This is a genomic window from Pseudomonas sp. LAIL14HWK12:I7 (genome assembly GCF_000483465.1).
GTDB lineage: Bacteria > Pseudomonadota > Gammaproteobacteria > Pseudomonadales > Pseudomonadaceae > Aquipseudomonas > Aquipseudomonas kermanshahensis.
Genome location: NZ_KI519605.1, coordinates 281,515 through 304,855 on the forward strand (window position 1 = coordinate 281,515; position 23,341 = coordinate 304,855).

Below are 23,341 nucleotides of genomic sequence, written 5' to 3' on the forward strand. Positions count from 1 at the left end.
GCTCCTACACGATGAGGGGTTTGTAGGAAGCATGGAAGTGCAGCCATTGAGCCAGTCCCGTGCAGCGAGCGTTAGTTTTTAAGCTGCTCTTGGGGTCGCAGGCCTTGAATGATTGTCGCAGTCGATAGCAGCAGGCGGAGTGGGTTGTGTTTCGAGGGGATGAACATAGCTCCCGATAGTACTTGGCTGCCTGCTCATCTTTTGCGTCGACAACGATGAAGGCCACCCCGGAGTGTTTTGAAACCGTGTAGATACGACGGAAAAAGTCGGCCATTAGCCGCTGTCCAAGCCCCTTTCGCTGCATGCGCTGATCAACAGCCAGGCGACTCAGCATGGCTGCCGGCATGGGGTACCGAGGCATCTTCCTCGCCTGTTCTTCGCTCAGCTCATCGAGCGCTACTGAAGTATTCGCAAGGGTGTAGTAGCCAAGCAGCATCCCGTCCTCCAGGTACATGAAGGTGCGCGAGACATTGCGCTTTTCGTCCTGGCCGGCTTGCTGGGCTATGTAGGTATTCAGAGCGGGGTGGGGTAGAGCAGTCGAACGAAGTTCGATCAATCGTCTTATCAAACGCTACGGTGATGAATTCCATCGCAAGGCCTTAGCGCAAGGCAAGTAAGTTGCGAAGCGCTTCATTGGGCTCTGGAGGGTTATCGAGCAACTGATCAGCGATGTCGGCGTCCAGAACAGTCATGCCTTCCTGATCGAAGTTCAAAACCTCATCTTTGATTACTGAGCGAACAGCCAAGGCAGCAACCACCTTTTTGAGTTCGGCCAGTTCTTTTTCCATGTCGGACAAGTGTGGTGCACGGCTGGTACGCCCGCGCGAAGTGCCTGAGCTCAATACGCGGACGCTCAGGCTTTTTGTCGCATGCTCCTCAACTACTGCACCCGCATTGCGATAAGCCGTGACCATGCCACTCTTGCTGTGCAAGGCGATGACGCCTTTCTTGCCGGCAATTGGGAGGCGTGCTTTTGATTGCAATTGCTTGTTCACAGTGAGTCCCTCTGGGTATGCCGATCGTAGCACATACAGCTTGACACCGAGTTCCAAGCATTGATTACAAGTCGCTACAAGCGCCCTGTCAGGGGCGGATCTCGATCAATGTCCCGTCCTTGACCAGTTCCCAGACTTCCTGCATATCGCGGTTACGCATGGCAATGCAACCGTCCGTCCAGTCCAGGGTATGGAAGTACCACTCCGGGTATTCGTCGTTGATCGGCGTGCCATGGATCATGATCATGCTGCCGGCGCTTACGCCTTCACGGGTGGCGCGGGCGGCGTCGCTGATGTTCGGGTAGTTGATATGCATGGCCAGGTTGAAACGGTCGCTCTGCTTGCGCCAGTCCAACCAGTAGAGGCCCTCGGGGGTCTTCTTGTCGCCTTCGCGTTCCTTGGCGCCCTTGGGCTGCTTGCCCAGGGAAATCCGGTAGGTCTTCAGTGGCTCACCACGGCTGATCAGTTGCAGGCGGCGCTCGGACTTGATCACCAGCACCTTGTCGATGAGCGGCTGCATGGCGGCCTGCGATTGCGACTGCGCAGGCACCGGTGGCTGCGGCTTGCGAATGATGGTCTCGGTGAAGGCAGCCTGGGACACCGAGGTAACGCAAAGGCAGAAAAGGGCAAACAACCAGCGCATGAAGCAGCACCTGCAGGCTTAAGTAGTGGGCGAGACGTTCATCGGCGGCAGGTACTCATGGCCTATGGGGTAGTGCTGCCCGATGCGGTCGCGATAGTAGCATTCTAGTGTGCGTGTGACGGTGCGGAAAGCCAGCTCGTCCCACGGTATCTCATGTTGTTCGAACAATCGCACCTCCAGGCTCTCGATGCCCACATCAAAGCTTAGGTCGGCCAACTCGGCGCGGAAGAACACGTGTACCTGGTTGATGTGCGGCAGGTCGAACAACTGGTACAGGGCCATGGGCCCTACCTGGGCGCAGGCCTCCTCGACGGTTTCGCGACGGGCGGCCTGGTCGAGGGTTTCGCCGTTTTCCATGAACCCGGCGGGCAGGGTCCAGTAGCCGCGGCGTGGCTCGATGGCGCGCCGGCACAGCAGCACCTGGCTACCCCAGGTGGGCAGCACACCCGCGACGATGTTGGGGTTCTGGTAGTGAACGGTCTGGCAATACTCGCAGACGTACCGCAGGCGGCTGTCGCCCTCGGGGATCCGCTGAACGACCGGTTGGCCGCATGCGCTGCAGAATTTCATGCTGTTCTTCCCTTTTGACTGGGCTATCTTGGCGCGCCGACGGGGCCGCCGCAAGCGCACGGGGCTTGGGTGCTTCGCGGCTTTGGTGCATCATGCAAGACAGGCCTTGGATACGAGAGTGCGCAATGCTGGACGAGCTTCTTCGCCGAATGAGCAACCATGAACCTGCATCACTGGAAACTGACCGAAGGTTTCCCGAAGCGGCGGTACTCTTGCCCATTACCCGCAGCGAAGCGCCCGAACTGGTTTTGACCCTGCGCGCCAAGGGGCTGTCGACCCATGGTGGCGAAGTCGCCTTCCCCGGTGGCCGCCGCGACCCCGAAGACCCGGACCTGGTGTTTACCGCCCTGCGCGAGGCCGAAGAAGAAATCGGCCTGCCCCCTGGGCTGGTGGAAGTGATCGGCCCGCTGAGCCCACTGATTTCGCTGCATGGCCTGAAAGTGACGCCATTCGTCGGGCTTATCCCCGATTACGTCGAATATCGCGCCAATGATGCGGAGATCGCGGCAGTATTCACCGTGCCACTGGAATTCTTCCGCCAGGACCCGCGGGACCACACTCACCGTATCGATTACCAGGGCCGCAGTTGGTATGTGCCCAGCTACCGTTACGGCGAATACAAGATCTGGGGGTTGTCGGCGATCATGATCGTCGAGCTGGTCAACCTGCTGTATGACGCGGGTATCAGCTTGCATCAACCCCCGGAACGTTACATCGAGATCTGAGCGGGGCCCACCCTGCCGTTTGCCGCAAACCGCCGCCGTTTATCCTGAGGAGCGAGCATGAAATATCGCCTGGGCGACCTGCGGGTCGACAGCCATCCGACCAGTTGGATCGCGCCCAACGCCACCGTGATCGGCAACGTGCGCCTGCAGGCCGGTGCCAGTGTCTGGTTTGGCGCTGTATTGCGGGGTGACAATGAGCTGATCGACATCGGCGAAGACAGCAATGTCCAGGACGGCACGGTGATGCACACCGACATGGGTTCGCCGCTGACCCTGGGCAAGGGGGTGACGGTCGGCCATAACGCCATGCTGCATGGGTGCACGGTTGGCGATTACAGCCTGATCGGCATCAACGCGGTGATCCTCAATGGTGCGCGGATTGGCAAGCACTGCATCATCGGCGCCAATGCGCTTATCCCCGAGGGCAAGGAAATTCCCGACGGGTCGCTGGTGATGGGGTCGCCGGGCAAGGTGGTGCGCGAGCTCAGCGAGCAGCAGATGCGCTTGATCGAGGCCGGCGCCGCGCACTATGTGCATAACGCCCAGCGCTATGCCCGTGACTTGGTGGTGGATGATGAGTGAAGCGGTCAAGGCAGAGCGCCCGGTGGCGTCGCCGTGTGTGAGCATCTGCGCGCTGGACGAGCAGGACATCTGCACGGGGTGCCAACGTACGGTGGCCGAGATCGGGCGCTGGGGGCGCATGGATAACACTGAGCGCCGCGCCGTGCTGAAGCTTTGCCATGAGCGGGCAGTGGCTGCCGGGTTGATTTTGTAGGCGCGGCTGCCGCTGACCCCAAAATCAAGTAACCTGTGCGGCTTGTCTGACGGTTACTGCTCATGTTCTATCTCATCGCCTATATCAGCAGCGTAGTGCTGATCAACTACGCTTTTTCCAGTGCCCCGCACCTAGACATCATCTGGTCTGCCTGGGGCGGCCTGGTGTTCATCCTGCGCGACATGGTCCAGACCCGTTTCGGGCATGGCGCCTTGGTCGCCATGCTGGTGGCCCTTGTTCTGTCGTATGTCACCTCGGAACCGGCCATCGCGCTGGCCAGCGCCACCGCCTTCTTCATCTCAGAGCTGATCGACTGGCTGGTGTTCAGCATCACCCGTCGGCCGCTGCGCGACCGCCTGTGGCTGAGCTCGGCGCTGAGCATCCCGGTCGATACCTTCATTTTCTTCGGCATGATCGGCGCCCTGACGCCGGCCGTGATCGGCACGGCAATGGCCTCGAAGTTCGCCGGTGTCACTGCCGTGTGGCTGGCCATGGCATTTCGCGCCCGGCGGGCTGCCGCGGTCGGTTGATGGTGTAGAATACGGGTCCTTTTTCAGCGGGCGGCGCTCAGCCTGGCGCAGCCCCGGACGCCTTCGAGGACCTGAAATGACCCGTATCGGAACCCCATTGTCGCCCACCGCGACCCGCGTACTGCTCTGCGGCTGCGGTGAGCTGGGCAAGGAAGTGGTGATCGAGCTGCAGCGCCTGGGCGTCGAAGTGATTGCCGTAGACCGCTACGCCAATGCACCGGCCATGCAGGTGGCGCACCGCAGTCATGTGGTCAACATGCTCGATGGCGTCGCCCTACGCGCAGTGATCGAAGCCGAGAAGCCGCATTACATCGTCCCCGAAATCGAAGCCATTGCCACCGCGACCCTGGTCGAGCTGGAAAACGAAGGCTTCACCGTGGTGCCCACCGCCCGCGCCACCCAGCTGACCATGAATCGCGAAGGCATCCGTCGCCTGGCCGCCGAAGAGCTGGACCTGCCGACCTCGCCGTACCACTTCGCCGACACCTACGAAGACTATGCCAAGGCCGTGGCCGATGTCGGCTACCCGTGCGTGGTCAAGCCGGTGATGAGCTCGTCGGGCAAAGGCCAGAGCCTGCTGCGCAGCGATGCCGACCTGCAGAAGTCCTGGGACTACGCCCAGGAAGGCGGCCGCGCCGGCAAGGGCCGGGTGATCATCGAAGGCTTCATCGATTTCGATTACGAAATCACCCTGCTGACCGTGCGTCACGTCGGCGGCACCACGTTCCTGGAGCCTGTCGGCCACCGTCAGGAGAAAGGCGATTATCAGGAGTCGTGGCAGCCCCAGGCCATGAGCCCGAAAGCCCTGGCAGAATCGCAGCGTGTTGCTCAGGCAGTCACCGATGCCTTGGGCGGCCGTGGCCTGTTCGGCGTAGAGTTGTTCGTCAAAGGCGACCAGGTGTGGTTCAGCGAAGTGTCGCCGCGCCCGCATGACACGGGCCTGGTGACGTTGATCTCCCAGGACCTGTCGCAGTTCGCCCTGCATGCACGCGCCATTCTGGGCCTGCCGATTCCGGTGGTGCGTCAGTTTGGGCCATCGGCGTCGGCGGTGATCTTGCCAGAAGGCCAATCGCAACAGACCAGCTTCGCCAACCTTGGCGCTGCGCTGAGCGAGCCGGACACGGCCATTCGCCTGTTCGGCAAGCCGGAAATCAACGGTACCCGTCGCATGGGTGTATGCCTGGCACGTGATGAATCGATCGAAGCGGCGCGAGCCAAGGCGACTCGCGCTTCGCAGGCAGTCAAGGTCGAGTTCTGATTCAGGACCGTTAGGGCCGCTTTGCGGCCCATCGCCGGCAAGCCAGCTCCCACAGGTTCTGCTCAAAGCCCAAGGGCTGTGTGGGCCTTGTAGGAGCTGGCTTGCCTGCGATGGGCTGCAAAGCAGCCCCCATTAGTTAGAGCTCCGTGTTACGGGTCTCTTTCAGGCACAGCACTGCAATCAAGCTGATCACCGCCGCCACCGACACATACCCGCCCACCCAGCTCAACCCGCCCATGCTCACCAGTTTCTGAGCAAAGAACGGCGCCGCCGAAGCCCCCACGATGCCGCCCAGGTTATACGCCGCCGACGCGCCGGTGTAGCGCACATGGGTAGGGAACAGCTCAGGCAGCAACGCCCCCATCGGCGCAAAGGTCACGCCCATCAGGAACAGCTCGATGGCCAGGAACAGCGCCACGCCCGTGGTCGAGCCCGAAGTCAGCAGCGGCTCCATGGTAAAGCCCGATGCCACCGCCAGCAGGCCGCCGACAATCAGCACCGGTTTGCGCCCGTAGCGGTCGCTGAGCCAAGCCGACAGGGGCGTGGCCAGCGCCATGAACACCACCGCGAAGCACAGCAGGCCGAGGAACGTCTCACGGGTGTAGCCCAGGGTACTCACGCCGTAGCTGAGCGAGAACACCGTCGAGATATAGAACAGCGCATAGCACACCACCATCGCCGCAGCGCCCAGCAGGGTCGGTACCCAGTATTTGGAGAACAGGTCGACCACCGGCATCTTCACGCGCTCATGGCGGGCAATGGCCTTGGCAAACACCGGGCTCTCTTCGAGCTTGAGGCGCACATAAAGGCCGACCAGTACCAGTGCGGCGCTGAGCAGGAACGGAATGCGCCAGCCCCATTCACGGAACTGCTCGTCGCTGAGCATCAGGGCCAGGGTCAGGAACAGGCCGTTGGCAGCCAGGAAGCCGATCGAAGGCCCCAATTGCGGGAACATGCCGAACCAGGCGCGCTTGCCCGGTGGCGCGTTCTCGGTGGCCAGCAGCGCTGCGCCGCCCCATTCGCCACCCAGGCCCAGGCCTTGGCCGAAGCGCAGCAGGCAAAGAATGATCGGCGCCCAGACGCCAATGCTGTCGTAGCCTGGCAGCACGCCGATGGCGGTGGTGGAAACGCCCATCAGCAGCAGCGACGCCACCAGGGTCGATTTACGGCCGATGCGGTCGCCAAAATGGCCGAACAGCGCCGAGCCCAGCGGGCGAGCGAGGAAGGCGATGCCGAAAGTGAGGAAGGCCGCGAGCATCTGCGCGGTGCCCGACCCGGACGGGAAGAACACCGGGCCGATCACTAACGCGGCGGCCGTGGCGTATACATAGAAGTCGTAGAACTCGATGGCCGTGCCGATGAAGCTGGCAGTGGCCACCCGTGCGGGGGAGTTGACCGGCGCGGCAGGCGCTTCGGCATAGGTGCTGCTCGTGGTCATTAAGTAGGTCCCTAACAGTCTAGTCGTGCTCCAAGGGCTTGATCCGCCAGGGCGCGTACCTTCGAAGGGCAGGCACGCCTACGCGGACGCCGGAGCGTATTGTTCTTTTGCTCGCCCGACTGACGATAGCCCAAGGGGGATAGGGGCGGGAGCGGGCACTGTTCGGGGTGTTGAAGCAGGACCGCGGGGCGTGTCAGTGGAGCGGACTGGCCGTGTGGCGCCGGGTGCGGGTAGCAGGCGGGACGGCGGGGCTGGGTAAGCGTGACCCGAGTATAGCTATCGGGTCACGGTCCACACCAGTACCTTGCTGGCGCAATTGTCCTCTGTTTCGAGGATTTCCAGGCGATATCGGCCGATCTTCAGGCAAACGGCGCTTTCCGGGATGCTTTCCAGTGCTTCGGTGACCAGGCCGTTGAGGGTCTTCGGCCCGCCATCGCAGGGCAGGTGCCAGCCCAGGGTGCGGTTGATCTCGCGCAGCGAGGCGGTGCCTTCGATGACGAAGGTGCCATCGGGCTGAGGGTGTACGTGCGGGTTGTCCAGCCCCTGTTCGTCTTCGAACTCGCCGACGATCTCTTCGAGGATGTCTTCCAAGGTGACGATGCCCAGCACCTCGCCGTATTCGTCCACCACCACACCCAGGCGGCGTTGCTGTTTATGGAAGTTCAGCAACTGCAGCTGCAGGGGCGTGCTTTCGGGTACGAAATAGGGCTCGTAACAGGCGCCGTGGAGTTTCTCCAGGGTCAGCTCCGCCTTGGGCAGCAGGTGGCTGATCAGCTTGGTGTTGAGGATCGCCTCAACCTGGTTGATGTCGTTGTGATAGACCGGCAAGCGGGTGTGGCGGCTGACGATCAGCTGCTCGATGATGCGTTCGATCGGGTCGTCCAGGTTGATGCCATCGACTTCGTTGCGCGGCACCAGGATGTCGTTGACGGTGACTTTGTCCAAGGACTGCAAACCGTCGAGCAGGCCATGGCGTGCAGGCTCGTGCTCTTCGTCTTCGTCGAAGTCGTCGTCTTGTTCCGGGTGCAAGGCGACCGCCGTAGGCTGCACACGGAACGGGCGCAGCAGCAGCTTGGCGCAGCCATCGAGCAGGCAGGCCAAGGGTTGCAGAAGCGCCAGGGGCACTTTCAGCAGGCTTGCACCCAGGCTTGCAAACGCCTGCGGGTTACGCCGCGCCAGGCGCCGCGGCAGGAATTCGGCAAACACCAGCAAGGCCAGCGTCGCGCCCAGGCCTGCCAGCCAGAAGCCGTGTTCGCCGCTGTAGCGCTGGCCAATCAGGCACGCCAGGCCCAGCACCAGCAACTTGCCGAGGCTGGCGCACAGCACCAGCGCCTGGGCGGGCAGGGGGGCTTGACCATCGTCGCCATTGCGCAGCGAACCATTGAGCTGCAGGCGGGCGGCATCCACGGCGCTGAAAAGCGCCGACCAGAGCAGCGCCAGTGCCAGAGTGCCGAGGAGCGGTGCGTACGGCAGGGTGTCCATGGGCGGCCGTCAGATATGCAGGATGAATTCGCGAACCAGCTTGCTGCCGAAATAGGCCAGCATCAGCAGGCAGAAACCGGCCAGCGTCCAGCGGATCGCTTTGTGGCCACGCCAGCCCAGGCGGGTGCGGCCCCACAGCAGCACGCTGAACACCACCCAGGCGACGCAGGCCAGCAAGGTCTTGTGCACCAGGTGCTGGGCGAACAGGTTGTCGAGGAACAGCCAGCCAGAAATCAGCGACAGCGACAGCAGGCACCAGCCGGCCCAGAGAAAGCCGAACAGCAGGCTTTCCATGGTTTGCAGCGGCGGGAAGTTGCGGATCAGGCCTGACGGGTGCTTGTTTTTCAGCTGGTGGTCCTGCAGCAACAGCAGCAACGACTGGAACACCGCGATGGTGAACAGGCCGTAGGCGAGGATCGACAGCAGGATGTGCGCAAGGATGCCGGGTTCTTCGTTGATCAGCGGCACGGTACCGGGGGGCGCGAACTGGGCCAGCAGCGCAGTGACCGCGCCCAGCGGGAACAGCAGCACCAGCAGGTTTTCTACCGGGATGCGCAGGCACGCCAGCAAGGTCAGGGTAATGACCGCAACGGCGATCAGGCTGGCGGCGCTGAAAAAATCCAGGCTCAGGCCCAGCGGGGTGATCAGCTGGAAGAACAGGGCGCCGCCCTGGGCAATGACAGCCAGGGCGCCGAGCAGGCCCAGCAGCCGTTTGTCAGCTTTGCGGCCCTGGGCCAGGTGCGTGCCCTGGTAGAGGGTCGCAGCTATATAAAGGCCGGCGGCGATCAGGTTGGGGATGAGGCTGGGTGAGGAGAACATAAGTCCTGGTTGGCGAGCCTTAAAGAGACGGAGTTTGGCATAGAGAGCTGCAAGCTGGAAGCCGCAAGGTACAAGCAAAGGCGGATCCGCGAGGTGGCTGCATTTTCTTGCCGCTTGACGTTCGTAGCTTGCCGCTGGGAAGGCAAGGTGTGCGCCGCCGCCGCACTTCGCTATAATCGCCGCCTTGCTGTGCCCCGGGTGTGTGCATTTCCCCCCTGGGCGCCTGACAAACCTCGGCTTTTACTGGGCCTGAAAGGATCACCATGTTCGAAAACCTGACCGACCGCCTGTCACAGACGCTGCGCCATGTCACCGGCAAGGCCAAGCTGACTGAAGACAATATCAAGGACACGCTGCGCGAAGTGCGCATGGCGTTGCTCGAGGCCGACGTTGCCTTGCCGGTGGTCAAGGATTTCGTCAACAGCGTCAAGGAACGTGCGGTCGGTACCGAGGTGTCGCGCAGCCTGACCCCAGGCCAGGCCTTCGTGAAGATCGTCCAGGCCGAGCTCGAAAGCCTGATGGGCGCGGCCAACGAAGACCTCGCGCTGAACGCTGCGCCACCTGCCGTGGTGCTGATGGCTGGCTTGCAGGGTGCAGGTAAGACCACCACCGCCGGCAAGCTCGCGCGCTTCCTCAAGGAGCGCAAGAAGAAGAGCGTGATGGTGGTCTCGGCCGACGTCTACCGCCCGGCCGCGATCAAGCAGCTGGAAACCCTGGCCAACGACATCGGCGTAACCTTCTTCCCGTCAGATATCAGCCAGAAGCCGGTCGCCATCGCTGAAGCGGCGATTCGCGAAGCCAAGCTCAAATTCATCGACGTGGTCATCGTCGACACCGCCGGCCGTCTGCACATCGACGCCGACATGATGGACGAGATCAAGGCGCTGCATGCCGCGGTCAAGCCGGTCGAGACCCTGTTCGTGGTCGACGCCATGACCGGCCAGGACGCCGCCAACACCGCCAAGGCCTTTGGTGAAGCCCTGCCACTGACCGGCGTGGTGCTGACCAAGGTCGACGGTGACGCCCGTGGCGGTGCCGCGTTGTCGGTACGTGCCATCACCGGCAAGCCGATCAAGTTCATCGGTATGGGTGAGAAGACCGAGGCCCTTGAGCCGTTCCACCCGGACCGCGTCGCCTCGCGCATCCTCGGCATGGGCGACGTGCTCAGCCTGATCGAGCAGGCCGAGCAGACCATCGACAAGGCCAAGGCCGACAAGCTGGCCAAGAAGCTGAAGAAGGGCAAGGGCTTCGACCTTGAAGACTTCCGCGACCAGCTGCAGCAAATGAAGAACATGGGCGGCCTGGGCGGCTTGATGGACAAGCTGCCGAGCATCGGCGGGGTCAACCTGTCGCAGATGGGCAATGCCCAGGGCGCGGCCGAGAAGCAGTTCAAGCAGATGGAGGCGATCATCAACTCCATGACCCCGGCCGAGCGCCGCGATCCTGACCTGCTCAGCGGCTCGCGCAAGCGCCGCATCGCCATTGGCTCCGGCACCCAGGTGCAGGACGTCGGCCGGCTGATCAAGCAGCACAAGCAGATGCAGAAGATGATGAAGAAATTCTCTGCCAAGGGCGGCATGGCCAAGATGATGCGCGGCCTTGGCGGCATGATGCCAGGCGGCGGCATGCCGAAGCTGTAACCCCTATTCCGGGCGCTTGTCTTTTACCGGACGAGCGCTCAGAACCCCCGCCGTGGCGGGGCAATGGCCGCGAAAAGCGTGGCTTAACCGGCGAATCTGGACGGCATGGCGAGGCCTTGCCGAAAAAGTCATTTGCAAATGTCCGTGTATTCCCCGAGAATATGCGGCCTTTTGGGCACGCATGTGCCTATTTGGCTTTCAGATTTGCAGCACCGACTGCAGTACCAACTGCAGCACCGACTATAGGAACGATGTTCACATGGTAACCATTCGTCTGGCCCGTGGCGGCTCGAAAAAGCGCCCTTTCTACCACCTGACCGTGACCAACTCGCGTAACGCCCGTGACGGCCGTTTCGTTGAGCGCGTTGGCTTCTTCAACCCGATCGCATCGGGCGCCGAAGTCAAGCTGTCGGTCAACCAGGAACGCGTCACCTACTGGCTGAGCCAGGGCGCGCAGCCGTCTGAGCGTGTTGCTCAGCTGCTGAAGGAAGCTGCCAAGGCCGCTGCCTAAGATATATGAACGCGACGCCAGAAAAGGCTGACGACCTCATCGTCGTTGGCAAGATTTTTTCGGTTCACGGCGTTCGCGGCGAGGTGAAGGTGTATTCCTTTACCGATCCGATTGAAAACCTGTTGGATTATCCACGCTGGACGCTCAAGCACGAAGGCAAGGTAAAACAGGTAGAGCTGGTCAGCGGTCGTGGCTCCCAAAAGGGCCTGGTCGTGAAACTGAAAGGCCTCGATGATCGCGATGAAGCCCGTCTTCTGAGTGGTTACGAGATCTGCATACCGCGGAGCCTTTTGCCCAACCTGCCCGTCGACGAGTACTACTGGTACCAGTTGCAGGGCTTGAAGGTCATCAACCAGGACGAACACCTGTTCGGCAAGGTCGATCACCTGTTGGAGACCGGTGCGAACGATGTAATGGTGGTCAAGCCGTGCGCAGGCAGCCTGGATGATCGCGAGCGTTTGTTGCCCTATACGGAGCAATGCGTGCTGGCAATCGACCTCGAAGCAGGCGTGATGCGGGTTGAATGGGACGCGGACTTCTAAACGATGGGTAACCTTCGCGTAGACGTCATCACGTTGTTCCCCGAGATGTTCTCGGCCATCACGGAGTACGGTATTACCAGCCGCGCGGTAAAACAGGGGTTGCTTCAGGTAACGTGCTGGAACCCGCGGGACTACACCACAGATCGCCACCATACCGTGGATGATCGGCCGTTTGGCGGTGGTCCGGGCATGGTGATGAAAATCAAGCCTCTGGAAGACGCCCTGGTTAGCGCCAGGCAAGCGACCGGAGCATCGGCAAAGGTGATCTACCTTTCGCCGCAAGGCCGCAAGCTGACTCAGCAAGCGGTCAAAGGCCTGGCCGAACAGGAATCGTTGATCCTGATCGCCGGTCGTTATGAAGGCATCGACGAGCGCTTTATTGAGGCTCATGTCGATGAGGAGTGGTCGATTGGCGACTATGTGCTTTCCGGTGGCGAGCTGCCGGCCATGGTACTGATCGATGCGGTTACGCGGCTGCTGCCCGGAGCTTTAGGGCATGTGGACTCGGCGGAGGAAGACTCTTTCACCGACGGTCTGCTCGATTGCCCGCACTACACCCGACCTGAGGTGTATGCGGATCAGCGTGTTCCCGACGTGTTGCTAAGTGGCAACCATGCACATATCCGGCGTTGGAGGATGAAGCAGTCCCTTGGTAGGACCTTCGAACGACGCGCCGATCTTCTGGAAAGTCGCTCGCTTTCTGGAGAAGAGAAGAAGCTGCTCGAGGAATACCTCCGCGAGCGGGACGATAGTTAAACGTATCGATGGTGGATCACGTATCCATCTTAGGAGCACAGCATGACCAACAAGATCATCCAGCAGCTCGAAGCCGAGCAGATGAGCAAGGAAATCCCAACCTTCGCACCGGGCGACACCATTATCGTCCAGGTTAAAGTGAAGGAAGGTGAGCGTTCCCGTCTGCAGGCGTTCGAAGGCGTCGTTATCGCCAAGCGTAACCGCGGTCTGAACAGCGCCTTCACCGTGCGCAAAATCTCCAGCGGCGTTGGCGTAGAGCGTACCTTCCAGACCTACAGCCCGCAGATCGACAGCCTGGCCGTGAAACGTCGTGGTGACGTGCGTAAAGCCAAGCTGTACTACCTGCGCGACCTGTCCGGCAAAGCCGCTCGCATCAAGGAAAAACTGTCCTGAGTGCAGTTTGACCGGTGGCCCAGGCCGCCTTGCGAGAAAAAAAGCAGCCTTCGGGCTGCTTTTTTGCGTTTTGAACCCCAAGCGATGTGACCCGACATGACAACCCGAGACCAGGAAATCCAGCGCCGCACCGAATTGTCGGTGACCCGCGTGACCAAGGCGGTGTTCCCCAACACCACCAACCACCACAACACCCTGTTCGGCGGCACTGCGCTGGCCTGGATGGATGAAGTGTCGTTCATCGCGGCCACGCGCTTTTGCCGTTTGCCGCTGGTAACGGTGTCGACCGACCGTATCGACTTCAAGCACCCGATCCCGGCGGGCTCGATCGTCGAGCTGGTGGGCACGGTGATCAAAGTGGGCAACACCAGCCTGCAGGTGCAGGTGGATGTGTTCGTCGAGAACATGTACCTGGATGGCCGTGAGCGGGCAATCCATGGCGTGTTCAGCTTTGTCGCCATCGACGAAGACAAGCGCCCGGTGCCGGTGCTGCCAGCAGCCTGAGGTTCACCCTGGTGTGGTGGCCGTGCCCGCGACTGGCGCCGGTTCTACCAGCGCCACCAGGGTCCAGCCAGGTTGCGGGGTGAGCGGGTTGTCAGGGCTCGACACATGCACCCAGCCGTGGCTGTCACGGGCGAACAACAGGTGCGCACGCTCGCCATGCAGTGCCTGATAGTTGTCCCAGTCGAAACCCTCGGTCAGGGTGGTGCTGTACAGCTCGGCGCCGTGGTGCAAGCGATTGGCCAGTTGTTGGTAGGTCATCGGGCTTGAGCCGAGCAAATGGCCGCGGTGTTCCTCACTGGCGCGGTGCTTGTCGCTGCGCTGTTTTTCCAGGCCGCTGGCCAGCACGAACAGGCGGCCATGGCCGAAATCGTGGCGAAAACGTGCGCAGGCCAAGGCGTTGATCTCACCTGCAGGGGACAGCCCCAGCAGATGGCCGAGGCCGACCAGGTCCAGGTGTGCATCGGCATGCTGCGAGGCCGGGTTGCCAAAGTAGGTTGGCAGCCCGTCCATGCGCGCGGCGCGGATGTTTTCCCAGCTCGAGTCAGTCAGCAATACCCGGCAGCCCAGTTGCTGCAGGGCTTTGCCGAGGGTGCGCGCGGGCCCGTTGGCGCCGACGATGAGGAAGCCGCTGGGGGCAGGCTCGGCCACCTTGAGCAGGCGCGCCAAGGGCCTGGCCGTGGCGCTTTGCAGCACTACGGTGCCGATGATCACGGCAAAGGTCAGCGGCACCAGCAGCAGTGCATCCTCATGGCCGGCTTCGTGCAGGCGGATGGCGAAGATCGCCGAGACTGCCGCGGCCACGATACCGCGCGGTGCGATCCAGGCCAGCAAGGCCCGTTCGCGCCAGTTCAGCCCCGAGCCGAGGGTGGACAAAAAGACGTTCAGCGGCCGCGCCAGCAGTTGGATCACCAGCAACAGCGCCAGCACCGCTGGGCCCAGGCCGAGCAAGGCATGCAGGTCGAGGCGTGCGGCCAGCAGAATGAACAGACCGGAGATCAGCAGCACGCTGAGGTTCTCCTTGAAGTGCAGGATCTGCCGCACATCCACCCCGCGCATGTTGGCCAGCCACATGCCCATCAACGTCACGGCCAGCAGCCCAGATTCGTGAACGATCTGGTTGGCGGCGATGAAGATGCCCAGCACTGCCGCCAGTGCAGCCAGGTTGTGCAGGTACTCTGGCAGCCACTGCTCACGCATGACCTGCCCCAGTAACCAGCCGCCGGCCGCGCCCAGTGCGCTGCCACAGAAGATCACCCCGGCAAAGGTGGCCAGGCTCTGGCTCAGGCCATTGCCATCGGCACTGGCGATGATGAAGCTGTACACCACCACGGCGAGCAGGGCGCCAATCGGGTCGATGACGATGCCTTCCCAGCGCAGGATGTTGGCGATCGCCGCCTTCGGCCGCACCACGCGCAGCATGGGCACGATCACCGTCGGCCCGGTGACCAGGGTCAAGGTGCCGAACAGGATCGCCAGCGGCCAGTCGAACCCCAGCAGCCAGTGAGTCGCCAGGGCGATCACCAGCCAGGTCGACAGGGCGCCGATTGTGACCAGGCGGTGGACCACGCTGCCGATGTCGCGCCACTGCGACAAGTGCAACGTCAGGCTGCCCTCGAACAGGATCAGTGCCACGGCCAGCGACACCAAGGGCATCAGCAGTGGGCCGAACAGCGCCTGGGGGGCGAGCCAGCCGAGCAGCGGGCCGGCGGTGATGCCGGCCAGCAGCAGGAAGAGGATTGCCGGCAATTTCAGGCGCCACGCCAGCCACTGGCAGGCCAGGGCGGCGCCGCCGATGCCCGCGACGCTGAGCAGGATCTGCTGTTCGTTCATGCGGGCTCCCTATGCCGGCGTTGTTATGAAAGACTAAGCGTCATTTCGTCGTTTGCCACCGAGTTTTCATGCCCGCCCTCGACCACCCCCTGATTGACCAGTTTCTCGATGCCCTGTGGCTGGAAAAAGGCCTGTCCGACAACACCCGGGTTTCGTACCGCAGCGACCTGGCGCTGTTCAATGGCTGGCTGCAGGAGCGGAGCGTGGCCTTGCCCGACGCGGGGCGTGAGCTGATCCTCGATCACCTGGCCTGGCGCCTCGACCAAGCCTACAAGCCACGATCCACAGCACGCTTTCTGTCTGGCTTGCGTGGCTTCTTTCGTTACTTGCTGCGGGAAAAGCTGATCGCTGTCGACCCCACCTTGCAGGTCGAGATGCCGCAGCTGGGCCGGCCGTTGCCCAAATCCTTGTCAGAAGCCGACGTCGAGGCGTTGCTGCAGGCGCCGGACCTCGGCGAAGCCATCGGCCAGCGCGACCGCGCCATGCTCGAAGTCCTTTATGCCTGTGGCCTGCGCGTGACCGAACTGGTCAGCCTGACGCTCGATCAGGTCAACCTGCGCCAGGGCGTGTTGCGGGTGATGGGCAAGGGCAGCAAGGAGCGCCTGGTGCCGATGGGGGAAGAGGCGGTGGTATGGCTGGAACGCTACCTGCGCAATGGCCGCCCCGAGCTGCTGAACGGGCGCCCGAGCGATGTGCTGTTCCCCAGCCTGCGCGGCGAGCAGATGACCCGCCAGACCTTCTGGCACCGTATCAAGCACCAGGCACAGGTCGCCGGGATCGACAAATCACTGTCGCCGCATACCCTGCGCCATGCCTTCGCGACCCACCTGCTCAACCACGGCGCCGACCTGCGCGTGGTACAAATGCTGCTGGGCCACAGCGACCTGTCGACCACGCAGATCTACACCCACGTGGCCAAAGCCCGTCTGCAGCAACTGCACGCCCAGCATCACCCGCGTGGATGAATGATTTTCATGTTCCGCCGACCGGTACTCGCAGACCCCTTCACGGCTAGCGTGTTGTGGTAGGCTTGGGCGGTTTGCACCAAGGGCCGCACGGTCGCCGCGTTTTTTCCGCAGGCGACGCCCTCCGGCCCCTGTCCGCCTTCAGGAGTTCCCATGCGCGTGACCCAAATTTTCGCCGCCGCCGCGTTGGCGCTGGCCAGTACCTTTGCCGTTGCCGCGGCAACCGACAGCAATGCCGGTGCCGAGCAGGCCATTCGCAAGTCGTTGCAGAACCTCGAACTGGAAGTGCCGGTTGAAAGCGTCGCCAGCAGCCCGCTTAATGGCCTGTATGAAGTCAAGCTGCAGGGCGGCCGCGTGCTGTACGCCAGTGCTGACGGCCAGTTCGTCATGCAGGGCTACCTGTACCAGATCCAGGACGGCAAGCCGGTCAACCTGACCGAGAAGACCGAGCGCCAAGGCGTTGCCAAGCTCATCAACGGCATTCCAGCCGCCGAGATGGTGGTTTATCCTGCCAAGGGCGAGACCAAGTCGCACATCACCGTGTTCACCGACACCACCTGCCCGTACTGCCACAAGCTGCACGCCGAAGTGCCGGAGCTCAACCGCCGCGGTATCGAAGTGCGCTATGTCGCCTTCCCGCGCCAGGGCCTCGGTTCGCCAGGTGATCAGCAGTTGCAGGCAGTCTGGTGCTCCAGCGACCGCCGTGCGGCGCTGGACAAGATGGTCGAGGGTAAGGAAATCAAGGCCGCCAAGTGCGCCAACCCGGTCAGCAAGCAGTTCCAGCTGGGCCAGTCGATCGGCGTCAACGGCACGCCGGCGATCGTCCTTGAAAGCGGCCAGGTAATCCCGGGCTACCAGCCGGCACCGCAAGTGGCCAAGTTGGCCCTGGCCGGCCAGCAGCAAGCAGCCAAGTAATCAATACAGTACGCCGTCGTCATGGGGTGACGGCATGTTTCACGGTCGGCGCAGGTGCCGGCCGTTCAATGGGGAGTTCACAGTGAAACCGGTCAAAGTAGGCATCTGTGGGTTGGGGACCGTCGGTGGCGGAACCTTCAATGTACTTCAGCGCAACGCCGAGGAGATTGCCCGCCGTGCCGGGCGCGGTATTGAAGTGGCACAGATTGCCATGCGCTCGCAGAACCCGAACTGCCAGACTACCGGTACCCCCATTACCGCTGATGTGTTCGACGTTGCGACCAACCCGGAAATCGACATCGTCGTCGAGCTGATCGGTGGTTACACCATCGCCCGCGACCTGGTGCTCAAGGCCATCGAAAACGGCAAACACGTGGTCACCGCGAACAAGGCGCTGATCGCCGTGCATGGCAACGAAATCTTTGCCAAGGCCCGCGAGAAGGGCGTCATCGTCGCCTTCGAAGCGGCGGTTGCCGGTGGCATCCCGGTGATCAAGGCGATCCGTGAAGGCCTGTCGGCCAACCGTATCAACTGGCTGGCCGGCATCATCAACGGCACCGGTAACTTCATCCTCACCGAAATGCGCGAAAAAGGCCGTGCCTTCCCGGACGTGCTGGCCGAAGCCCAGGCCCTGGGTTATGCCGAAGCCGACCCGACCTTCGACGTCGAGGGCATCGATGCGGCCCACAAGCTGACCATCCTGGCGTCCATCGCCTTTGGCATCCCGCTGCAGTTCGACAAGGCCTACACCGAAGGCATCACCCAGCTGACCACCGCTGACGTGAACTACGCCGAGGCCCTGGGCTACCGTATCAAGCACCTGGGCGTGGCCCGTCGCACGGCTGAAGGCATCGAGCTGCGCGTGCACCCGACATTGATCCCGAGCGATCGCCTGATCGCCAACGTCAACGGCGTGATGAACGCGGTCATGGTCAACGGCGACGCCGCCGGTTCGACCCTGTACTACGGCGCAGGTGCCGGTATGGAGCCGACCGCTTCGTCGGTCGTTGCCGACCTGGTCGACGTGGTTCGCGCAATGACCTCCGACCCGGAAAACCGCGTGCCGCACCTGGCCTTCCAGCCAGACTCGCTGTCGGCGCACCCGATTCTGCCGATAGAAGCCTGTGAAAGCGCCTACTACCTGCGCATCCAGGCCAAGGATCACCCCGGCGTGCTGGCCCAGGTGGCCAGCATTCTCTCGGAGCGTGGCATCAACATCGAGTCGATCATGCAGAAGGAAGCCGAGGAACAGGACGGCCTGGTGCCGATGATCCTGCTGACCCATCGCGTGGTCGAGCAGGGCATCAACGACGCCATTGTCGCCCTGGAAGCCCTGCAGGATGTGGTCGGCAAGGTCGTGCGCATCCGCGTCGAACAGCTCAATTAACGAATCATGCCGTTGGGCCGCGCACGCGGCCCCGGCCTCAGTATCGAAGGTTTGCACCATGCGCTATATCAGCACCCGTGGCCAGGCACCGGCCCTGAATTTCGAAGATGTCCTGCTGGCTGGCCTGGCCAGCGACGGCGGCCTGTACGTCCCTGAAAACCTGCCGCGCTTCACCCAGGAAGAGATCGCTTCCTGGGCTGGCCTGCCGTATCACGAACTGGCCTTCCGCGTGATGCGCCCGTTCGTCGCCGGTAGCATCGCCGACGCCGACTTCAAGAAGATCCTCGAGGAAACCTACGGCGCGTTCGCCCATGCCGCCGTGGCGCCGCTGCGCCAGTTGAACAGCAACGAGTGGGTGATGGAGCTGTTCCACGGCCCGACCCTGGCCTTCAAGGACTTTGCCCTGCAACTGCTCGGCCGCCTGCTCGACCACGTGCTGGTCAAGCGTGGCGAGCGTGTGGTGATCGTCGGTGCCACCAGCGGTGACACCGGCTCCGCGGCCATCGAAGGTTGCCGCCGCTGCGACAACGTCGACATCTTCATCCTGCACCCGCACCAGCGCGTGTCGGAAGTACAGCGTCGGCAGATGACCACCATCTTCGGCGACAACATCCACAACATCGCCATCGAAGGCAACTTCGACGACTGCCAGGAGATGGTCAAGGCCAGCTTCGCCGACCAGTCGTTCCTCAAGGGCACCCGCCTGGTGGCCGTCAACTCGATCAACTGGGCGCGGATCATGGCCCAGATCGTCTACTACTTCCACGCAGCCCTGCAGTTGGGCGGCCCAGCCCGCTCGGTGGCGTTCTCGGTGCCCACCGGCAACTTCGGCGACATCTTCGCCGGTTACCTGGCACGCAACATGGGCCTGCCGATCAGCCAGCTGGTGGTCGCCACCAACCGTAACGACATCCTGCACCGCTTCATGAGCGGCAACCAGTACGTCAAGGACACCCTGCACGCGACCCTGTCGCCGTCGATGGACATCATGGTGTCGTCCAACTTCGAGCGCCTGCTGTTCGACCTGCACGGCCGTAACGGTGCAGCCATTGCCGCGTTGATGGACAACTTCAAGCAGGGTGGCGGTTTCAGCGTTGACGAAGACCGCTGGACCGAAGCGCGCAAACTGTTCGACTCGCTGGCCGTCAGTGACGAGCAGACCTGCGAGACCATCGCCGAAGTGTTTGCCAGCACCGGCGAAGTGCTCGACCCGCATACCGCGATCGGCGTCAAGGCCGCCCGCGAGTGCCGTCGCAGCCTGGACACGCCGATGGTGGTGCTGGGTACCGCGCATCCGGTCAAGTTCCCGGAAGCCGTGGAGAAGGCAGGTGTTGGCAAGGCGCTGGAATTGCCTGCACACCTGGCCGACCTGTTCAGCCGCGAAGAGCGTTGCACGGTGCTGGCCAATGACCTGAAGGCCGTTCAGGGCTTTGTCAGCCAGCATGGTAACCGCGGTAAGCCGCTTTAATTGCGGTGATATCAAGGGCTGCTTAGCGGCCCTTGATTGTCTGGTTTTCCATCTGATATTTCGGATATTTCCTATTTAACCCTCTTGGGATGTTGCCTAGATTTGCCAGTCCTTTCTCCAGGAGTGGCTCATGTCCAGGCCTTATGTGCTGATTCACCAGGCACGCCCTTCCCATCAAATCCTCCTGCATCAGGCATTCAATGCCCAAGGCATCTTCAATGTGCGCATCACTGAAGAAGCCGCCGACCTGCACGCGTGCCTGAGCGCTAAGCGTTGCCCTGACTTGCTGATCCTCGATCACGCCATGCCCAAAAGGGCAGGGCTTGCGCTGTTGAAAAAACTTGCAGGTAGCCACGCCTTGCGCGCCTTGTTATTCGTCGGCCAAGCCACACCCGAACAGCAGAACCTGGCCTTGGAGGCGAAGCGACGGGGGCTGTGGGTCGTCGCCGAGCTGCCGTGGCCACTGTCCATGGCCCATCTGCAACGCGCACTTCAGCGCCTGGGCGGGCGTATTCAAACTGTCACCTGCGCCCCGCATGCTCACTGAAACAGCCGCGGCGTTTCGAACTTTGTGCTGCGCTTGTTGGTCAGTTTCTCCATAGCCCACCACGCAGCGAGTGATCCGGATGGAAAGAATCTGCAGACTGCTGAACGAAGCCCTGACCCCCTACCAGACGCACCTGGGCGTTGCCGATGCCAGTGGCAACCGCCAATTGACCGTCTTTGACAGCCTTGAAGGCATCACCCTGCAACGCACGGTGAGCCTGCGCCAGTTGCAGGAACAGCGCCTGCTCATTGACCTGGTGGATGGTTTGCACCGTGACCTGCAGATTGCCGAAGGCCGCTTGCAGCCCTGTGTGATTGCTGCCTTGCAACAGCGACAGCAAATGCCGGGAACCTTTGCCTGAATTGCTTATCAGACACAGTAAGGGCAGCTAGCCAGCGCATTGCTCCGGTGCTGGCAGGCTGTCACGGGAAGTCCCAAGGGACTTTCAATTAGCCCCGGGCGTCCTCCCCAGCGTTCCGGGGTTTCTTTTGTCTGCAGTACTAGGGTTGTTTGAAAAACTGCTTGCTCTGTTCCAGGTAGGTTGCCTGCAACTCAGGGTCCAGCCACCGGGCATAGAGCCCTGGCAAGGTCTCTTGGCGTAGCGTGGGCAATAGCTGGTCGATATGCGCAACGGCCTCGCGACCCAGTGCCGAGTCTGAGCAACCCACATGCAGAAACTGATAGCGGTTCACGCCCCGAACCGGATGAAACTGGTAGTCACCCAGTGACCCGCCTTGCTGCTGGATCAGGTAACGCACTTCTGGCCAATACCCCATCACCATGTGCAGGCGCCCCAGTTGTTGCATCTGCAACTGGTTGGCGGTGGCATCGTTGCCGTAGTGGCGGCTGAGTGCCGAGTCTGGCAATTGGCGCAGGATCTCGTCGATCTGCGTGCCATAGCTGCGTTCGGCGACGATGCCGAGCTTCAACGGGGTGTGGCTCATCAGCCCGGGCAGGTCGACCTCGTTGTCGGTGAGAAACGGCGCCAGCAGTGCCTCACCTGCCTTGCGCACCACCAGCCCCCCGCTCAACACCCCCAGCGACGGTATGGAAAAGTGCACGTACTCGGCACGCTCCGGCGTCCACAGCAAGGTTGGGTCGCAGGTAAAAGTGTTCGGGTCCTGAAGCATCTGGATACCGCGGGCACGGTTTACCCGGACGATACTGTGATCGTATTCAGGCATCTGCTCGATCAGCAGTGGCAGCAGGCGGTCAACCACCCCTTGGCCTTTCTCTGTCCCTTCAAAAATGGTGAAGGGCGGCAGGTCGCGAACCAGCCACAACAAGCGCTCCTTGGCCGCCGCGTGCGGCACGGCCAGTGCAGGCAGCAGCGCGCACAGCAAAAGCAGGGTGCGTAACCAGTGGGCAGCTCGCATCGGCGGCGGCAGGCGTCAGACCGCGCCTGCTTCGCGCAGGCCGGCGATGGCGGCCGCGTCGTAGCCCAGGGCGGTGAGCAGTACTTCGGTGTGTTCGCCCAGCGCAGGGCCGACCCACTCGGTGGAGCCGGGGGTTTCCGAAAGCTTCGGTACGATGCCTGGCATCTTGAAGGGTTTGCCGTCTGGCAGGCGCGCCTGCAGGAACATTTCCCGCGCCAGGTATTGCGGGTCGTTGAACATGTCCTCGGCAGAATAGATGCGGCTTGCAGGTACTTCGGCGGTGGTGAGCACCAACATGAGCTGCTCCAGCGGCTGGCTGTTGGCCCAGCGGTCGATCACCCCATAGAGCTCGTCACGGCGCAGGTCGCGGCCATCGTTGGTGGCCAGTGACGGGTCATCGGCCAGGTCGGCGCGGCCTATGGCCTGCATGAAACGTTTGAAGATCGCATCGCCATTGGCGCCGATCTGCACATGCTTGCCATCGGCACTGGTGTGGATGGAGGAGGGCGTGATGCCGGGCATGATATTGCCGGTGCGTTCGCGGATGAAACCGAAGACGTCGAATTCCGGGACCATGCTTTCCATCATGGCAAAGATCGCCTCGTACAGCGCCACGTCCACCACTTGGCCCTGGCCGCCGTTGACCTCGCGGTGCCGCAACGCCATCAAGGCCCCAATCACCCCCCACAGCGCGGCAATCGAATCACCGATGGAGATACCGGTGCGCACGGGCGGGCGGTCGTCGAAGCCGGTGATGTAGCGCAGGCCGCCCATGGACTCGCCCACTGCGCCAAAACCTGGCTGGTCTTTCATCGGCCCGGTCTGGCCGAAACCCGACAGGCGTACCATGACCAAGCGCGGGTTGAGCGCGTGCAGCACATCCCAGCCCAGGCCGAGCTTTTCCAGCACGCCGGGGCGGAAGTTCTCGATCAGGATATCGGCCTCGGCCAGCAAGCGCTTGAGGATCTCGCGGCCGTCCGGGTGCTTGAGGTTGAGGGTCAGTGACTGTTTGTTGCGTGCCTGCACGAACCACCACAGCGACGTGCCTTCGTACATCTTGCGCCATTTGCGCAGCGGGTCGCCGCCATCGGGGGATTCGACCTTGATCACCTCGGCACCGAACTCGGCACAGATGCGCGACGCGAACGGGCCAGCGATCAGGGTCCCGAGTTCGATGACTTTCAGGCCGGCGAGGGGTTTGCTGGGCGTAGACATGGGGCATCCGTGGCAACTGGGCAGAGCCGTGGTTTTATCATAGCTCTGAAGCGGCAG

Annotated in this window: 27 protein-coding genes; 17 read left to right on the top strand and 10 right to left on the bottom strand. The window is 62.4% G+C overall.

Annotated elements, in window-relative coordinates; all coding sequences use genetic code 11:
- Positions 1-4: 4 nt before the first annotated feature.
- From D886_RS27175 to D886_RS0120665, 4 genes are all read right to left on the bottom strand, one after another.
- The gene (locus D886_RS27175; protein WP_256215236.1) at positions 5-556 is read right to left on the bottom strand and encodes a GNAT family N-acetyltransferase; all 552 of its coding nucleotides are present in this window, start codon (positions 554-556) and stop codon (positions 5-7) included.
- A gap of 43 nt (positions 557-599) precedes the next feature.
- Positions 600-995, bottom strand: coding sequence for a hypothetical protein (locus D886_RS0120655; RefSeq protein WP_027595709.1), 396 nt, complete (start codon positions 993-995; stop codon positions 600-602).
- A gap of 88 nt (positions 996-1,083) precedes the next feature.
- Positions 1,084-1,638: a murein L,D-transpeptidase family protein gene (locus D886_RS0120660; protein ID WP_027595710.1), complete on the bottom strand. Its 555-nt coding sequence runs from the start codon at positions 1,636-1,638 to the stop codon at positions 1,084-1,086.
- Between the two features lie 18 nt (positions 1,639-1,656).
- Positions 1,657-2,208, bottom strand: coding sequence for an NUDIX hydrolase (locus tag D886_RS0120665; protein WP_027595711.1), 552 nt, complete (start codon positions 2,206-2,208; stop codon positions 1,657-1,659).
- Positions 2,209-2,333: 125 nt separating this feature from the next.
- On the opposite strand from D886_RS0120665, the gene D886_RS0120670 reads away from it, so the two are divergent.
- From D886_RS0120670 to purT, 5 genes are all read left to right on the top strand, one after another.
- Positions 2,334-2,933: a CoA pyrophosphatase gene (locus D886_RS0120670; RefSeq protein ID WP_027595712.1), complete on the top strand. Its 600-nt coding sequence runs from the start codon at positions 2,334-2,336 to the stop codon at positions 2,931-2,933.
- Between the two features lie 57 nt (positions 2,934-2,990).
- Positions 2,991-3,515 carry a gamma carbonic anhydrase family protein gene (locus D886_RS0120675; RefSeq protein WP_027595713.1) on the top strand — a complete coding sequence of 175 codons (525 nt, stop codon included), beginning with the start codon at positions 2,991-2,993 and terminating at the stop codon, positions 3,513-3,515.
- On the top strand, positions 3,505-3,708 hold the full coding sequence (locus tag D886_RS0120680; RefSeq protein WP_027595714.1) for a DUF1289 domain-containing protein: 204 nt from the start codon (positions 3,505-3,507) through the stop codon (positions 3,706-3,708). The genes D886_RS0120675 and D886_RS0120680 overlap by 11 nt, the downstream gene beginning before the upstream one ends.
- 62 nt (positions 3,709-3,770) lie before the next feature.
- On the top strand, positions 3,771-4,238 hold the full coding sequence (locus tag D886_RS0120685; protein WP_027595715.1) for a VUT family protein: 468 nt from the start codon (positions 3,771-3,773) through the stop codon (positions 4,236-4,238).
- Between the two features lie 76 nt (positions 4,239-4,314).
- Complete coding sequence (gene purT, locus D886_RS0120690) at positions 4,315-5,496, top strand: formate-dependent phosphoribosylglycinamide formyltransferase (protein WP_027595716.1); 1,182 nt, start codon at positions 4,315-4,317, stop codon at positions 5,494-5,496.
- A gap of 136 nt (positions 5,497-5,632) precedes the next feature.
- Here the strand turns inward: purT and D886_RS0120695 are convergent, their stop codons facing one another.
- The 3 genes from D886_RS0120695 to D886_RS0120705 all read right to left on the bottom strand — a co-directional run bounded on the left by D886_RS0120695 (position 5,633) and on the right by D886_RS0120705 (position 9,235).
- The gene (locus tag D886_RS0120695) at positions 5,633-6,934 is read right to left on the bottom strand and encodes an MFS transporter (protein WP_027595717.1); all 1,302 of its coding nucleotides are present in this window, start codon (positions 6,932-6,934) and stop codon (positions 5,633-5,635) included.
- A gap of 276 nt (positions 6,935-7,210) precedes the next feature.
- Entirely contained in the window at positions 7,211-8,416 is a 1,206-nt protein-coding gene (locus tag D886_RS0120700) for a transporter associated domain-containing protein (RefSeq protein ID WP_027595718.1), read from the bottom strand.
- Positions 8,417-8,425: 9 nt separating this feature from the next.
- Entirely contained in the window at positions 8,426-9,235 is an 810-nt protein-coding gene (locus tag D886_RS0120705; RefSeq protein ID WP_027595719.1) for an inner membrane protein YpjD, read from the bottom strand.
- A 263-nt stretch (positions 9,236-9,498) separates the two neighbouring features.
- On the opposite strand from D886_RS0120705, the gene ffh reads away from it, so the two are divergent.
- From ffh to D886_RS0120735, 6 genes are all read left to right on the top strand, one after another.
- A complete protein-coding gene (gene ffh, locus D886_RS0120710) occupies positions 9,499-10,875 on the top strand; it encodes a signal recognition particle protein (RefSeq protein ID WP_027595720.1) in 1,377 nt (458 codons plus the stop codon).
- Positions 10,876-11,134: 259 nt separating this feature from the next.
- The gene (gene rpsP / locus D886_RS0120715; RefSeq protein WP_011535318.1) at positions 11,135-11,386 is read left to right on the top strand and encodes a 30S ribosomal protein S16; all 252 of its coding nucleotides are present in this window, start codon (positions 11,135-11,137) and stop codon (positions 11,384-11,386) included.
- A gap of 5 nt (positions 11,387-11,391) precedes the next feature.
- On the top strand, positions 11,392-11,928 hold the full coding sequence (gene rimM / locus D886_RS0120720; RefSeq protein WP_027595721.1) for a ribosome maturation factor RimM: 537 nt from the start codon (positions 11,392-11,394) through the stop codon (positions 11,926-11,928).
- A gap of 3 nt (positions 11,929-11,931) precedes the next feature.
- Positions 11,932-12,684, top strand: a complete 753-nt coding sequence (gene trmD, locus D886_RS0120725) for a tRNA (guanosine(37)-N1)-methyltransferase TrmD (protein ID WP_008094486.1) — start codon at positions 11,932-11,934, stop codon at positions 12,682-12,684.
- Between the two features lie 42 nt (positions 12,685-12,726).
- Positions 12,727-13,077: a 50S ribosomal protein L19 gene (rplS, locus tag D886_RS0120730; RefSeq protein ID WP_027595722.1), complete on the top strand. Its 351-nt coding sequence runs from the start codon at positions 12,727-12,729 to the stop codon at positions 13,075-13,077.
- Positions 13,078-13,173: 96 nt separating this feature from the next.
- The gene (locus tag D886_RS0120735; protein ID WP_027595723.1) at positions 13,174-13,581 is read left to right on the top strand and encodes an acyl-CoA thioesterase; all 408 of its coding nucleotides are present in this window, start codon (positions 13,174-13,176) and stop codon (positions 13,579-13,581) included.
- Between the two features lie 3 nt (positions 13,582-13,584).
- On the opposite strand, the gene D886_RS0120740 is transcribed toward D886_RS0120735, so the two are convergent.
- On the bottom strand, positions 13,585-15,411 hold the full coding sequence (locus tag D886_RS0120740) for a sodium:proton antiporter (RefSeq protein WP_027595724.1): 1,827 nt from the start codon (positions 15,409-15,411) through the stop codon (positions 13,585-13,587).
- Positions 15,412-15,479: 68 nt separating this feature from the next.
- Here D886_RS0120740 and xerD point away from each other — a divergent pair, with 68 nt between their 5' ends.
- The 6 genes from xerD (at position 15,480) to D886_RS0120770 (ending at position 21,054) form a co-directional block, all read left to right on the top strand.
- Positions 15,480-16,376 (top strand): site-specific tyrosine recombinase XerD, encoded by an 897-nt coding sequence (gene xerD / locus D886_RS0120745; RefSeq protein WP_027595725.1) that lies wholly within the window; start codon positions 15,480-15,482, stop codon positions 16,374-16,376.
- Positions 16,377-16,529: 153 nt separating this feature from the next.
- Positions 16,530-17,291, top strand: a complete 762-nt coding sequence (locus D886_RS0120750; RefSeq protein WP_027595726.1) for a thioredoxin fold domain-containing protein — start codon at positions 16,530-16,532, stop codon at positions 17,289-17,291.
- An 82-nt stretch (positions 17,292-17,373) separates the two neighbouring features.
- Entirely contained in the window at positions 17,374-18,678 is a 1,305-nt protein-coding gene (locus tag D886_RS0120755; RefSeq protein ID WP_027595727.1) for a homoserine dehydrogenase, read from the top strand.
- Between the two features lie 58 nt (positions 18,679-18,736).
- A complete protein-coding gene (gene thrC, locus D886_RS0120760; protein WP_027595728.1) occupies positions 18,737-20,146 on the top strand; it encodes a threonine synthase in 1,410 nt (469 codons plus the stop codon).
- A gap of 130 nt (positions 20,147-20,276) precedes the next feature.
- The gene (locus D886_RS0120765) at positions 20,277-20,693 is read left to right on the top strand and encodes a response regulator (RefSeq protein ID WP_027595729.1); all 417 of its coding nucleotides are present in this window, start codon (positions 20,277-20,279) and stop codon (positions 20,691-20,693) included.
- A 79-nt stretch (positions 20,694-20,772) separates the two neighbouring features.
- The gene (locus D886_RS0120770) at positions 20,773-21,054 is read left to right on the top strand and encodes a DUF3509 domain-containing protein (RefSeq protein ID WP_027595730.1); all 282 of its coding nucleotides are present in this window, start codon (positions 20,773-20,775) and stop codon (positions 21,052-21,054) included.
- A 139-nt stretch (positions 21,055-21,193) separates the two neighbouring features.
- Here the strand turns inward: D886_RS0120770 and D886_RS0120775 are convergent, their stop codons facing one another.
- Positions 21,194-22,069: a TIGR02285 family protein gene (locus D886_RS0120775; protein ID WP_027595731.1), complete on the bottom strand. Its 876-nt coding sequence runs from the start codon at positions 22,067-22,069 to the stop codon at positions 21,194-21,196.
- Positions 22,070-22,084: 15 nt separating this feature from the next.
- A complete protein-coding gene (locus D886_RS0120780) occupies positions 22,085-23,284 on the bottom strand; it encodes a CaiB/BaiF CoA-transferase family protein (protein ID WP_027595732.1) in 1,200 nt (399 codons plus the stop codon).
- Between the last annotated feature and the right edge of the window lie 57 nt (positions 23,285-23,341).